This window comes from Frateuria sp. sgz306004 (genome assembly GCF_057750885.1).
Genome location: NZ_JBYLFE010000007.1, coordinates 283,936 through 298,097, shown reverse-complemented (window position 1 = coordinate 298,097; position 14,162 = coordinate 283,936). Strand labels below are relative to the sequence as shown.

The following is a 14,162-nucleotide window of genomic DNA, read 5'->3' as shown; positions in this document are numbered from 1 at the left end:
CGCCTTGCCCACCATGATGGCGCCTCGCTCTTCGGCGCTCAGATGACTGTAGTGCTGACCCATGCATCACCTCCATTGGGGTGTTGCACTTGATGTTAGAGACCGCCTTACTTTTCTTTTGGGCCAGCAAAAGAAAAGTGACTCGGCGGCCGGCAGGACGTCGAAACGCCCGCCGCGTAGGCGGCACCCTGGCGGCCACGCTGGAGCTTGCCACCGCTGACAACCTCATCAACCAGACAACCCCATCGGGTCCAGCAAAAAAAACAGGACCGGAGTATCAGCAAACGATCAAAACGTCCGCCACGCAGATGGCACCCCGGCGATCACACACAAAGGTGCCAGCCCACCAACCCCATCACTCCGGCCAGCGAAACTCCACAAACGTATTGTTGAAAGCCGGGTCTTCCAACCCGCCTCCCACATGCGCCACCAACGTCCCCGGCAAACCCTCCGCCTCCAGCGCCTGACCATCGGCGAAATGCGCGCCCAGCGCCTCCAGTTCCACCAGACGCTCGCACAGCATGCCTGCGCGATCCGTATCCGCCTGGGGCACGTTGCGCAGGCTGATGTCCGGGCGCCCGAACTTGCGCATGCCGCGCGTGTGCACCCAATAGCGACCCGGCTGCTCCTCCGCATCGCGCAGGATCAACAGGTGATGGCGGATCGGTGCGCCGTCGCGCACGACAAACTGGCGACGCCAGCTGTTGGCGTCATGCAGGCTCAGCGTCTGCGGATCGAGGATCGCCACGCCGCCCACGTCCAGCAGCGCCGCCAGCACACCCAGGGTGTCGCGCAGGTAGCCGGTGTCCTGCGGGTCGGGGATACGGCCTCGAACCACCAGCACTTCCGGCGCGTCCAGGGCCTTGGTGTAGGCCTCGGGTGCGTCTTCCTTGAACATGCGGCCCAGGCGACCCTTGAGCGGATAGCCCTCCCACTGGCGCAGCTGGCCGTGATGGTGGCTGGTCAGCTCCAGCCCCTCGGGCAGGCCGTCGCTGCCGTAATCCTCGGAAGGTGCGCGGCCCGGCTGGAACTTGCCGAACACGTAGAACTGCAGCAGCACTTCCTCGTCACTGGGTTGCCAATGCGGGCGTTGCCAGGCGGGAAAGGGAATCTTGGACATACCGTTCCTTAGGTGATTGCGATGGGCTCAGTGCCCTTCGCCCAGCGGCAGCACGGGCTGCTGCAGTTCGATCCGGCCGAGTCCTTCGGTGATGTTCTTGAATTCGGCGCGACTCACGGAGACATAGCGGTCGTTGCCGCCGATCTCAACCTGCGGACCTTCGGTGACGGCACGCCCGTGTTCATCCACGCGCACCACCATGGTGGCCTTGCGCCCCGAGTGGCAGATGGTCTTGATCTCTTCTAGCTTGTCCGCCCAGGCCAGCAGGTAACGGCTGCCCTCGAACAATTCCCCGCGAAAATCCGTGCGCAAGCCATAGGCGAGCACGGGCACGCCCAGCTTGTCGACCACATCGCTGAGCTGCCACACCTGGGCCTTACTGAGAAATTGCGCTTCGTCCACGAACACGCAGTGCAGCGCGCCACGGGCATCCACGTCGGCCTGCACCAAGGCAAGCAAGTCTTCCTCGACACCGAAGCGACGTGCGCTGGCCTTGAGGCCAATACGCGACGCCACCATGCCCTCGCCAAATCGGTTGTCCAGCGCCGGGGTGAGAATGAGCGTGCGCATGCCGCGCTCGTGGTAGTTGTAGGCACTCTGCAGCAGGGTAGTGGTCTTGCCGGCATTCATTGCCGAGTAATAGAAATACAGCTTGGCCATGGTGAATCCTGGTGACAGGTGCACATGATACTGCGCGCCCCGGCCCCGATTCCGCCCTTCTATTGGGCAGGCGACTGGGCTGACGAGGTTGACGCTGGCAGCCCCACCGATTGCAGGTCGCCCACGCGCACGGTGGGATTGGATTCCACGCGGACCTTCCACTCCAGGTCCTTCATTTGCGCGTATTGGTCGACTTTCCACACCGAGTCGCGGTACAGATCGGTCCCCATCATGGCGAACTCGCCACTGGTGTCATAAGCGCGGGTGGCGCTGGGCAGCTTGATCTTGAGATTGCCCACGGCGCCCACGTGGCTTCCGGTAACGTTCAAGCGGGCGCGATCGAGCGCGGCACCTAGGTGCTGGAAGGCAACCTTGTCGTCGTATTCCTTGAGGATCTCATCGCCAACGCGCTGTGCCTGTGCCTGCTCGGCTTCACTGAGCTGACTCCAGCGATATTCGCGTAGCGCGACGAACTCGCCATAACCGCGACTCGCCGCAAGGTCGATCCATACGTAGCCGCGCGGCCGGTCCACCGGCACGCCGACGCCGTCCCAATACATGCTCGACAGCGCTGCCTGGGCGGGCTTGTCGGCGTAGCTGGCCGAACGCAGGAACATCTTCAGCGCGCGTCGCATATCGCCGTGGTGATAGGCATCCACGGCAAGCTGGCGATAGAACAGATCGGGGTGATCCTCAAGAACGCCTGGCACCGAGAGCGCATCCTCGAACGACTGCACTTCCTTGAGTTGCTTGGCATCGGGTGCGGTCTGCGCCATCGCCGTGCCGACCATCCCCGCCAGCAGCATCGCCGTCCAACCGATCGAAAACACTGTGAGACCGCGGGTCATTGCATTCCCCTGGCTAGCAAGTCAGCGCCCGGCTCCAGGGCAAGTGTCGTTACGGCCAGTTTCCGCGACCGCGCGGGCAAGCATACCTAGCCTGGCGCCGGCTGGGATGGCCGCTCTGGTACCATCCCTGCCCTGTCACCTGCCCGCCCATCCCATGCTCAACCCCCAACAATTGGCCGCCGTCGAACATTGCGACGGCCCGCTGCTGGTCTTGGCCGGCGCGGGCTCGGGCAAAACCAGTGTGATCACGCAGAAAATCGCGTACCTGATCGCCCGCAAGAAATTGGCGCCGTCCAAGATTGCGGCGATCACCTTTACCAACAAGGCCGCGAAGGAAATGCGCGAACGCGTGGCCAAGCTGATCAGCAGCGAGGACGCCGCCGCGCTCACCGTGTGTACCTTCCACGCGCTCGGCCTGAAGTTCCTGCAGATCGAGCACCAGCGTGCCGGGCTGCGCAAGGGCTTCTCGGTGCTGGATGCGGACGACAGCGAGGGCATCATCAAGGAGCTGGCACCCAAGGGCATCAAGCCCGACGTGCTGTTCGGCATCCGCAACCTGGTCAGTCGCGCCAAGAACAACGGGCTCTCGCCGGAAGAGGCACTGGCCGCCGCGCGCAGCCCGCGCGAACTCGACGCCGCCACCATCTACCAGCTCTACCAGCAGCGCCTGGCCGCGTTCAACGCGGTGGATTTCGATGATCTGATCCGCCTGCCGCTGCGCATCCTGGAAGAGGACGAGGAGTGTCGCACCGCATGGCGCGAGCGCCTGCGCTACCTGCTGGTGGACGAATACCAGGACACCAACGACGCCCAGTACCGGCTACTCAAGGCACTGGCCGGCGAGCGCGGGCGTTTCACCTGCGTGGGTGACGATGATCAGTCCATCTACGCCTGGCGCGGCGCCAACCCCGAGAACATCGACCAGTTGGGCAAGGACTGGCCCGCCCTGCGCGTGATCAAGCTGGAGCAGAACTACCGCTGCGGCCGACGCATCCTGCGCGCCGCCAACAAGCTGATCGCCAACAACCCGCACTTGCACGAGAAGAAGCTGTGGAGCGAGCACCCGGAAGGGGCGCCCATCCGCGTGCTGGAGTGCAAGGAAGCCGAGCACGAGGCCGAGCGCGTGGCCGCCATCGCCGCCACCCTGGCGGAGAAGCACAAGGCGCGCTGGCACGACATCGCCATCCTCTATCGCGGCAATTTCCAGGCCCGACCGCTGGAGAAAGCACTGCGCCTGGCGCGCGTGCCGTATCACCTGTCCGGCGCGCTGAGCTTCCTTGACCGCGCGGAAGTGAAAGACCTGCTTTGCTATCTGCGCCTGCTCACCAACCCCAGCGATGACGCGGCCTTCCTGCGCGTGGTGAACGTGCCCAAGCGCGAGATTGGCGCCACCACCCTGGAGAAGCTCGGCGAGATCGCACAGACCCGCCATGCGCCGCTGCTGGAGGCCGCACGCAGCGACGCCGTGCTACGCCAGCTGGCGCCGCGCCCGGCATCGGCGCTGGCGTCGTTCACCACGCTGATGGACGAACTGCGCAGCGCCTCGCTGCACCAGAGCGCGGCCGACCTGGTGGACACCGTGCTGCAACGTACCGGCTATGCCGCGCACGTGGCCGCAAGCACGACCGACCAGACCCTACGCGAACGCCGCTTGGGCAACCTGCGCGAGCTGGCGGACTGGTTCCGCGCCATGCAGCGCAACGACAGCACCACCGGCGACCTCGCCGCGCAGCTCGCCTTGCTCACGCATGCCGACCGCGACGAGCCGGGCAACGCCGTGCGCATGATGACCCTGCATGCCGCCAAGGGCCTGGAGTTCCGCTTCGTCTTCATCGTCGGCTGCGAAGAAGGCACCCTGCCGCACGACGGCGCCATCGACGAGGGGCGCATCGACGAAGAGCGCCGCCTGATGTACGTGGGCATCACACGCGCCAAGGAAATGCTCACGCTGTCGTGGTCGGCCAAGACCAAGCGCTACGGCGAGGTTTACTCCAACCAGCCCAGCCGCTTCCTGCACGAGCTGCCGCAGGACGACCTGCACTGGCAGGGCAAAGACCCAGAAGCCGATAAGGAAGTGGTGCGCGAAACCGCCGAATCGCACCTGGCCAAGATCGCAGCGATGCTGGCCGGCTGAACCGGCCGGCGCTTCAGATCAAGCGCTCCGCTTCCAGCTCGCTTTTGAGGTAGGCGTAGTAGATCGGCGCGGCAATCAGGCCGGCCAGGCCAAAGGCCGCCTCCATGACCAGCATTGCCACCAGCAACTCCCACGCACGGGCGCGAATCTGGCTGCCCACGATGCGCGCGTTGAGAAAGTATTCCAGCTTGTGGATCAGGATGAGGAAGCCCAGCGCAGCCACGCCCACGCCCAGCGAGATCGACAGGCCCGCGATGGTGATGGCCGTGTTGGAGATCAGGTTGCCGATCACCGGCAGCAGGCCGACGATGAAGGTCAGCACCACCAGCGTCTTGGCCAGCGGCAGGTGAATGCCCAGCAGCGGCAACACGCCGAGCAGGAAGATCGCGGTAAACACGGTGTTGAGCAGCGAAATCTTGATCTGCGCGAATACGATGTTGTGGAACGCCTCGGCCAGGCGCTGCGCGCGCAGCCCCAACGCAGACGCCAGCGGCCCCACCTGATGCGCCGGACGCGCGCGGCTCAGCGCCACGATGGCACCCAGCACCATGCCGATCAGGATGTGCACGAACACGCGTGCCGCTTCCTTGCCGATCGTCTGCAGGCTCACCGAATGCTTGCGGGTCAGCTCCATCGCCATCATGCGCAGGTCGTCCACGCTGTCCGGCAGCCAGCCCACCACAGTGGCCGGCAATTGCTCGCGGGCTTTCTCCACCAGCGGCATCAACTGTTGCTGCCAAAGCAGCTCGGGGTTGCCGATTTCATTACGCAGGAAGCTCACGGCGCTAAGGATCAGCAACACCAACAGCCCCACCACGATGGTGGCCAGCAGCGCCACCACCAGCGCACGCGCCCTGGCACTTGGCACGCGCTTGCCCAGCAGCGGCGCGGTGGACTGCACCAACTCGTACACCAGCAGCCCAGCGAACAACGCGGGCAACAGGTGCAGCAGCAACATCAACAACAGCGCCACGCCGGCCAGCACGTAGCTGACGATGCGGGTAGCGGGAGACAGGGGCGACTGCGCAGGTTCCATGCAAGTTCGTGCGACCGTGGGGACGGGCTGAGTCTGTCAGCAGGGCGTCGAGGCCGCCAGCCCCGCCATTCACTGCGCCGTCAGCCGGAAGCCCGACACCGGGCTGTCGTAAACTTGTCCGATTCTGTTGGCTTTGTTTCTCCGGGAATCCTGCATGTCGATCCGTTTGCCGGCCGCCGTGGCCGCCCTGCTCTTTATCGCCGGCTGCACCTCGCAGCCCGCCAAGACCCCGCTCGCCCCGGTGGCGCCCGCCACGGCCGTGGCAGCCGCTCCCGCCTCGGCGGCGGGCACGTCGGCCGATGACAACCTCAACGCGGTGGCCTGGAGCCAGACAGCGATCGAGCACGACCTGATCTACCTGCAGACCTACCGCGATGCCCAGGCCCGCCTGCTGGCCGCGCTGGCCGACCCCAACTGGGACGCCCTGCCCAAGGACGACCGCGTGGCGCCGGCCAAGGGGCTCAAGCCCGCCGTGGTGCTGGATATCGATGAAACCGTGCTCGACAACTCGCCCTACCAGGCCCGCCTGGTGAAGAGCGGCGGCGAGTACAACGAGGCCGACTGGGCCGCCTGGTGCAACGAGCAGCGCGCCCGCGCCCTGCCTGGCGTAGTCGAGTTCACCCAGTTCGCGGCCAAGCACGGCGTGGCGGTGATCTACATTTCCAACCGCGCCAAGGACCTGGATCAGGCGACCCTGGCCAACCTGCGCAAGGAAGGCCTGCCTGTTTCGGGTCCGGAGGCCTTCCTCGGCCTGGGCACGTTTGTCGAAGACTGCGAGCAGGTGGGCACCGAAAAGGGCTGCCGTCGCCAGCTGGTAAGCCACAAATATCGCGTATTGATGCAATTTGGCGACCAGATCGCCGATTTTGTCACCGTGCTGGCCAATAACGCCGAAGGCCGACAGAAGGCCGTCGCCCCCTACATGGGCTGGTTCGGTACCCGCTGGTTCGTCCTGCCCAACCCGACCTATGGCGCATGGGAACCGGCTTTGTTTAATAATGACTGGACGGCACCCCGCGACGAACGTCGCCGCCAGAAGGTCCAATCGCTGCGTTTCGATTGATCATCGATCAAAAAGAATCAACAACTTACGCAGCTTTACTTAAAGTGTTGCCTTAAGTTTAACGGGAAGGTAAGATCCTTCCCGCCAACACCTGCTGACCTTGAATATTCCGCAGGCAAGGCCATTTCCCTTCCGGCTCTGCCGGATTACCCCGTGAGGCCCAACGCCCGCGGGGTTTTCTTTTTGGGCGACCGCCCACTCCTCGGGGCCTTGTGGCCCCGCAGCGCCCCGCTTACCCTCCGCCGACCGCCCCGTACGCTGCCGTCCGATGGGCGCCACCTACAGAGACTCCATGCGTCGCTCATCCGTCCTCTACGCCGTTGGCGCCTTCGTCGCCCTGCTCGTGCTGGCATCGATCGCAGCCCTGGTCATGACCCGCCACACCAGTGCACCGCCGGTGGTAGTGGCTGGCGGCGAGACGCCCGAGGCTTCGGTGCAGCAGTCCGTGGCGCTGATCAAGGCGGGTGACTTCGCGGGCTTCTGGAAACATGCGCTGCCCCCTGCCGACTACGCCACACTGCGTGCCGACTGGGCACGTCCGCGTCCAGATGAACAGCCGATCACCCCGGAAGAGCGCGCCGACTTCATCAAGAACATGCAGCTGATGACCGAGCCCAATGCGGAGACCAAGCTCTACGCGCTGGCCCGACCCAAGCTGCAACAGCTGCAGGCGCAGTACCACGACCAGCTACCGGTGATGATCGGCATCGGCCAGGCCATTGCCAGCACGGGCGTATCGCAGAGCAAGGAGCTGACCACCCCGCAAAAGGCACAGGTCCTCGCGGTGATCAACGTGCTGGCGCCCTGGGCGCAGCAGGTGCCGTGGTTCGACCAGGACCGAGCCAAGCACGCCATCGCGATCGCCGTGGATACCGCTCGCAAGATCGACTTGAAGACGCCCGAGCAGTTGCGCTCGATGGATTTCGACACCGCCATGCAGAAGTACAGCGCGGGCTTCCTGGGCATCAAGCAGGCACTGGCGCTGTATGGCCTGTCGGTCGATGAAACGCTGGATTCGGTCAAGGTCACCGTGCTCGAGAACCGTAACGGTCACGCCCGCGTGCGCATCGACTACACCCTGCTCGGCAAGCTCTTGTCGCTGGAGTCCGAGCTGGTCGAGCAGGACAACCGCTGGTACAGCGCCGACGTGTTGCAGAACACACGCGAGGCGCACGAACGCTTGATGGTGCCGGCCACGACCGGGAGCGCAGCAGGGGCCCCCGCTGCTGCCGGCACCGCCGCCACGCTGGAGGTGCACCCCGCCGCTAGCGCCAGCGCGCACGCCCCCGCTACGGCATCCAAGCCCACGCATTAAGCGCCCAACCCGGTTCTAACAAGCTGACCGGTTACAATCTGCAGATGCTGAATATGTCGACCACGGACACTCCCGCCCGTAGCCGCGCGCCCTGGTGGTTCAACCTGGCCGGGCAACTACTCGAACCCTGGGTGCGCATTCGCCGCGACCCCGCCGAACCCGCTGCCTTGCTGCAGCCGGGCATTCCGGTGTGCTACGTGATCGAGCGCGATGGCTTTTCCGATGCGCTGATTCTCGAGCGCGCCTGTCGCGAAGCCGGCCTGCCCACGCCGATGCAGGCGCTGGGCGGCACGCGTCGCAAGCGCTCGGTGTTCGCCCTGGCCCGCCGCGACGGCTGGCTGTTCGGGCGCAACCGCAAGCGCTCGCCCACCGAGCCGCTGGGCCAGTTGGTGCGCTCACTGGAAGGCGACCCCGAGCGCGACATCCAGGTCGTGCCGGTATCGATCTATGTCGGCCGCGCGCCCACCCGCGAATCCGGCTGGTTTCGCGTGTTGTTCTCGGAAAACTGGGTGGTGGTGGGCCGCTTCCGCCGCATGCTGGCATTGCTGCTCAATGGCCGCGACACCGTGGTGCATTTCTCCCAGCCGGTGTCCTTGCGCACGGTGATGAGCGAAGCGGGCGAAGTTCGCCCCGAGCGCCTCACCCGCAAGATCGCCCGCGTGCTGCGCACGCACTTCCGCCGCATCCGCGCGGCAGTGATCGGCCCGGACCTGTCGCATCGCCGCACGGTGGTGGACGCGGTGCTCAACGCCGAACCGGTGCGCAACGCCATCGCCGCCACCGCGGCCAAGGAAAACATCACCCCGGCCAAGGCGTGGCGCAAGGCGCACGACATGGTCATGGAGGTCGCCGCCGACTATTCGCACCCGGTGGTGCGCTCGGCGTCGTTCCTGCTCTCCAACTTCTGGAACAAGCTGTACGACGGTATCGCCATGCATCACTTCGACAAGGCCCGCGCTGCCGCGCCCGGCCACGAAGTGGTGTACGTACCCTGCCATCGCAGCCATGCCGACTACCTGCTGATGTCCTATCAGCTGCACGTGTCCGGCGTGGTGGTGCCGCATATCGCGGCGGGCGTTAACCTCAACCTGCCGGTGATCGGCCCGATCCTGCGTCGTGGCGGTGCGTTCTTCCTGCGCCGCAGCTTCAAGGGCAACGCGCTGTATTCGGTGGTGTTCAACGAGTACGTGGCGCAGCTGATCGACCGCGGCGTGCCGATGGAGTACTTCATCGAGGGCGGCCGCTCGCGCACGGGTCGCCTGCTGGCGCCGCGCGCCGGCATGCTGGCGATGACCGTGCGCGCTTTCCTGCGCGCGCCGCGCCGCCCGGTACTGTTCCAGCCGGTGTACATCGGCTACGAAAAGCTGATGGAGGGCAAGAGCTACATCGGCGAACTCTCCGGCAAGCCCAAGGAGAAGGAATCGCTGCTGGGCCTGCTGCGCGGACTGAAGGTGCTGCGCCAGCGCTACGGCCACGTGGCGCTCAACTTCGGCGAGCCCATCGAATTGAACCCGATGCTCGACGCCGCCAGCCCCAACTGGCGCGCCGCCATCGACGACCCCGACGCCAAGCCCGAGTGGCTGGGCCGCGTGGTCGATACGCTGGCCGAGCGCATTCAGATCAACATCAACCGCGCCGCCGACGTTAACCCCATCAACCTGCTGGCGCTCGCCTTGCTGGCCACGCCCAAGCATGCGATGGCCGAGAACGACCTGCTGGCCCAGCTTGAGCTGATGAAGGCACTGCTGGAAGAGCTGCCTTACTCGGACCGCGTCACACTCACCTCCATGGACCCCCCGGGCATCATCGCCTACGGCGAGCAGATGGGCTGGATCCGTCGCGTGCGCCACCCGCTCGGCGACGTACTCGTGACCGAGGACGAGCAGGCCGTTCTGCTCAGCTACTTCCGCAACAACGTGCTGCACGTCACCGCCACGGCGGCGTGGGTGGCCTGCTGCTTCCTCAACAACCGCCGCATGTCGCGCGCCTCGGTGCTGCGCCTGGGCCGCATCATCTACCCGTTCATCCAGGGCGAGCTGTTCCTGCCGTGGGACGCCGATGGTTTCTGCGCACAATTGCAGGCCACCATCGACTTCTTCGTGCGTCGCGGCCTGCTGGAAAGCACCGGCGAAGGCCGCGTGCTGGAGCGTGGCCCAGGCCAGGACGACGCAGCGTTCCAGCTCAAAATCATCGCGCGCAGCCTGATCCAGGCATTCGAGCGCTACTACATCACCATCGCCGCCCTGGTGAAGAACGGCCCGCACACACTCACCGGCGCGGAGCTGGAAAACGCCTGCACGCTCACCGCGCAACGCCTGGCCTTGCTCAACGAGCTGTCGGCACCCGAGTTCTTCGACAAGGCGCTGTTCCGCGGCTTCATCCAGAAGCTGCGCGAGAGCCGCATCGTGTGGACCGACGAAGCCGGCAAGCTCGATTACGACAGCGCGCTGGAAGACATGGTGCGCGATGCACGCGTGATCCTGGCGCGCGAAGTGCGCCACTCCATCCTCAAGATCACCCCGGGTGGCGACGGCGAGAAAGAAACGACGCCCGCCGCAGAAGCCAAACCCGTACCGGCCGACGCCTCCAGCGAAGCCCTGCACGAGCGTCACGTGTCCGCTGAGCATCACGCCCATGCGCCCGTGGAGACGACTCCAGTGGCCGAGGACGCCACTGACGGCCACCGCAAGGAGTAGCGGCGCAAGCCACGGCGACATCGCCCGGAGGGGGTGACGAAAGTCACCCCCTCCTCGTTTGCGGCGCTCGCCTAAGATGGGGGCTTCACCCGGGGAGCTCGCCATGACCACACGCCTTGCCCTAGCCGCGGCCGTCGCCGCCGCGTTCGCCCTGCCCGCCGCCCTTGCGGCCGAGGCACCCGCCGCCAACCACGACGTGACCGTGCTGCACTGCGCACGCATGGTCGACCCCGCCGCCGGCAAGTTGCTGGGTGAAACCACCGTGGTGGTGGAAGGCAACCGCGTGAAGGAGATCAAGAACGGCCGCGCCGACGACGCCCCGTATCGCGATGCCGCCAGCGGCACCGGCGCCCACTTCACCAGCGTGAACCTCGCCGATGCCACCTGCATGCCGGGCCTGATCGATTCGCACACCCACCTCTCGTTCGAAACCAGCCCCACCAGCTATTCCGACCAGTTCCGCTGGAACGTGGCCGACTACGCGGTGCGCTCCACCGTGTATGCGCGTCGCACGCTATTGGCCGGCTTTACCGCCGTGCGCAACGTGGGCGACGGCAACAACGAATCCATCGCCCTGCGTAACGCGATCAACGCCGGCATCGTGCCGGGCCCGCGCATGTTCACCGCCGGCAAGCCCATCGGCACGACAGGCGGCCACGCCGACCCCACCGATGGCTATCGCGACGACCTTGCCGGCGACCCGAATGCGAAGGACGGCGTGATCAACAGCCCCGAAGACGCCTATAAAGCCGTGCGCCAGCACTACAAGGACGGCGTGGACGTCATCAAGATCATGCCCTCCGGCGGCGTGCTGGACGAAAGCAGCAGCGCTGACAACGCGCAGATGACCATCGAGGAGATCAAGGCCGTCGTCACCGCCGCGCACGACTACGGCTTCACCGTGGCCGCCCACGCGCACGGCGCCGAAGCGATCCGTCGCGCCGTGCTGGCCGGCGTGGATTCCATCGAGCACGGCACCTTCATGAACGACGAGGACATGAAGCTGATGAAGGAGCACGGCACCTGGTACGTGCCCACCATCATCGCCGGCAAGTACGTGCAGGAAATGGCCGCCAAACCGGGCTACTACCCGCCACAGGTCGCCGCCAAGGCCTTGCAGGTGGGCCCGATCATCCAGGCGACGGCAGGCAAGGCATACAAGGCGGGCGTCAAAATCGCCTTTGGCACCGATGCGGCGGTGTACCCGCACGGCCAGAACGCCAAGGAATTCGAATACATGGTGCAGGCCGGCATGCCGGCGATGTACGTGCTGCAGGCCGCCACGACGCATGCGGCCGAACTGCTGCACAAGCAGAACGAGCTGGGTCAGGTAGCGGCAGGGCGCTATGCGGATGTGATCGCGGTGCCGGGCAATCCGCTGGATGACATCACGCTCATGCAGAAGGTGAGTTTTGTGATGAAGAATGGGGTGATCTACAAGGAAGATGGGAAGCCGGTGATGTGAGGCTGGCGTGCGCTCCACCTGTCGGGTGCGCAGTGTCGCCAGCAGGCGAGCCCGGTTGCGGTGGCGCTACAACCAAGGGCCGAGTCACTGGGTCCCAGCCTTCGCTGGGACGACGTTCTAGCCGCGTGTGAGGCACCTTTTCTTTGGTTACGTTCTCCTGGGCAAGCAAGAGAAAGTGACCCTGCCTCCGGCAGGAGGGCAGAAGCACGTGACAGGCGAGCCAAATCGCCACATCGCCTCAATCAAGCACGAGCACTAAGGTGTCGCTGGCGTCACCAGGCCAACGCGAGCAACGAGCGCCCCAACACCACAAACAAGAAGCCCGCCCCCCGATCCGCTACCATTACCCCATGAGCGAGCAGCCCCAAACCACCCACTTCGGTTTCCGCGACGTCCCCGTCAGCGACAAGCAAAAGCTTGTCGGACAGGTATTTACCTCTGTCGCGCGTAACTACGACCTCATGAACGACCTGATGTCCATGGGCATTCATCGCCTGTGGAAGCGCCATTTCGTGGCCATCAGCGGCGTGCGCGCCGGCGACCGCGTGCTTGACCTGGCCGGTGGCACCGGCGATATCGCCGCGCTGCTCAAGCCGGTCGTGGGTGCCTCCGGCGAAATCGTCGTCGGCGACATCAATGCCGCCATGCTGGGCGTGGGTCGTGACCGCCTAACCGATCGCGGCCTGGTGTCGGGCCTGCGCTGGGCGCAGCTCAATGCCGAATGCCTGCCGTTTCCGGACAACAGCTTTGACGCGGTGACCATGGCCTTTGGCCTGCGCAACGTCACCGACAAGGACAAGGCGCTGGCCGATATCTGCCGCGTGCTCAAGCCCGGTGGCCGCGCCCTGGTGCTGGAGTTCTCGCGCGTGCAGAACGAAACCTTCAGCAAGCTCTACGACTTCCACTCGTTCAAGATCCTGCCCAAGCTGGGCCAGCTGTTCGCCGGCGACGCCGACAGCTACCAGTACCTGGCCGAGTCCATCCGCAAGCATCCGGATCAGGAAACGCTCAAGGGCATGATGGAGCGCGCCGGCTTCGGTCGCGTGGACGTGCGCAATCTCTCCAACGGCATCGTGGCGATCCATCGCGGCTACAAGTTCTGATGGTCGCCGCCTGGCGCCCTTGCTAACCTGCAGGGCGCCCCGGCTTCACGGGGCACGATTCGTTTCGCGCCAGGGGGGCCACCATGAGCAAGCATGCTTTTCAACTGGAACGTTTGACGTTCTTCTCCGATGCGGTGTTCGCCATCGCCATCACCTTGCTGATCATCGAAGTGCACGTGCCGCATATCGGCGGCGGCGACGATGGCGCCTTCCTCGCGGCACTGCACGAGCTGCAGCCGAGTTTCATGGGTTTTGTGCTGAGCTTTCTGGTGGTTGGCGCGCTATGGGTGGCGCATCACCGGGTGTTCGGCATGCTGGCGGACTACAGCACGGCCATCATGTGGCCCAACATGCTGCTGTTGATGGCCGTGGCCTTCATGCCATTTGCCACCGCGTTCATGAGTTCCGCGCCCGCCGCACGCGTGCCGGAGATGTTCTATTCGGCCACCTTGCTGATTGCCGGCCTGCTGCAACGCCTGCTGTTTGCCCGTGCACTGCAGGCGCCCTACCTGCGTAGCGATATCGCGCCGGAACTAGTGTCGGCCACGCGCTGGCGCTCCTGGGGCTTGCCCACGGCGGCGGCGCTATCCTTGATGGCGGCTTGGTTCGCACCGGGATGGAACAACCTGTTGCTGCTCAGCATTCCCCTGCTGGTGCGCCTGTTCGCCGCACTGGGGCATCGCCAGGCCCTGCGTCTGCGCGCCACGCCCGCCACGGCCTGA

Annotated in this window: 11 protein-coding genes; 7 read left to right on the top strand and 4 right to left on the bottom strand. The window is 65.4% G+C overall.

All coding sequences use genetic code 11. The features are described from left to right. Positions 1-355: 355 nt before the first annotated feature. Genes AC3G2C_RS16595 through AC3G2C_RS16585 form a run of 3 tightly spaced genes read right to left on the bottom strand, consistent with a single transcriptional unit; the run spans position 356 to position 2,628 of the window. Positions 356-1,120, bottom strand: coding sequence for a hypothetical protein (locus AC3G2C_RS16595; RefSeq protein WP_488385739.1), 765 nt, complete (start codon positions 1,118-1,120; stop codon positions 356-358). A gap of 27 nt (positions 1,121-1,147) precedes the next feature. Beyond that, positions 1,148-1,780 carry a thymidine kinase gene (locus AC3G2C_RS16590; RefSeq protein ID WP_488385738.1) on the bottom strand — a complete coding sequence of 211 codons (633 nt, stop codon included), beginning with the start codon at positions 1,778-1,780 and terminating at the stop codon, positions 1,148-1,150. Between the two features lie 59 nt (positions 1,781-1,839). Further along, positions 1,840-2,628 carry a hypothetical protein gene (locus tag AC3G2C_RS16585; protein WP_488385737.1) on the bottom strand — a complete coding sequence of 263 codons (789 nt, stop codon included), beginning with the start codon at positions 2,626-2,628 and terminating at the stop codon, positions 1,840-1,842. 154 nt (positions 2,629-2,782) lie between these two features. On the opposite strand from AC3G2C_RS16585, the gene AC3G2C_RS16580 reads away from it, so the two are divergent. Then, on the top strand, positions 2,783-4,762 hold the full coding sequence (locus AC3G2C_RS16580; RefSeq protein ID WP_488385747.1) for a UvrD-helicase domain-containing protein: 1,980 nt from the start codon (positions 2,783-2,785) through the stop codon (positions 4,760-4,762). Between the two features lie 13 nt (positions 4,763-4,775). On the opposite strand, the gene AC3G2C_RS16575 is transcribed toward AC3G2C_RS16580, so the two are convergent. Continuing rightward, positions 4,776-5,798 carry an AI-2E family transporter gene (locus AC3G2C_RS16575; protein ID WP_488385736.1) on the bottom strand — a complete coding sequence of 341 codons (1,023 nt, stop codon included), beginning with the start codon at positions 5,796-5,798 and terminating at the stop codon, positions 4,776-4,778. 154 nt (positions 5,799-5,952) lie between these two features. Here AC3G2C_RS16575 and AC3G2C_RS16570 point away from each other — a divergent pair, with 154 nt between their 5' ends. From AC3G2C_RS16570 to AC3G2C_RS16545, 6 genes are all read left to right on the top strand, one after another. Then, complete coding sequence (locus tag AC3G2C_RS16570) at positions 5,953-6,861, top strand: 5'-nucleotidase, lipoprotein e(P4) family (RefSeq protein WP_488385735.1); 909 nt, start codon at positions 5,953-5,955, stop codon at positions 6,859-6,861. Between the two features lie 292 nt (positions 6,862-7,153). Further along, positions 7,154-8,176, top strand: coding sequence for a hypothetical protein (locus AC3G2C_RS16565; RefSeq protein WP_488385734.1), 1,023 nt, complete (start codon positions 7,154-7,156; stop codon positions 8,174-8,176). 53 nt (positions 8,177-8,229) lie between these two features. After that, positions 8,230-10,872: a glycerol-3-phosphate 1-O-acyltransferase PlsB gene (plsB, locus tag AC3G2C_RS16560; RefSeq protein ID WP_488385733.1), complete on the top strand. Its 2,643-nt coding sequence runs from the start codon at positions 8,230-8,232 to the stop codon at positions 10,870-10,872. Positions 10,873-10,975: 103 nt separating this feature from the next. After that, positions 10,976-12,337, top strand: a complete 1,362-nt coding sequence (locus tag AC3G2C_RS16555; RefSeq protein ID WP_488385732.1) for a metal-dependent hydrolase family protein — start codon at positions 10,976-10,978, stop codon at positions 12,335-12,337. A gap of 350 nt (positions 12,338-12,687) precedes the next feature. After that, entirely contained in the window at positions 12,688-13,440 is a 753-nt protein-coding gene (ubiE, locus tag AC3G2C_RS16550; RefSeq protein ID WP_488385731.1) for a bifunctional demethylmenaquinone methyltransferase/2-methoxy-6-polyprenyl-1,4-benzoquinol methylase UbiE, read from the top strand. Between the two features lie 83 nt (positions 13,441-13,523). After that, a complete protein-coding gene (locus AC3G2C_RS16545) occupies positions 13,524-14,162 on the top strand; it encodes a TMEM175 family protein (protein WP_488385730.1) in 639 nt (212 codons plus the stop codon).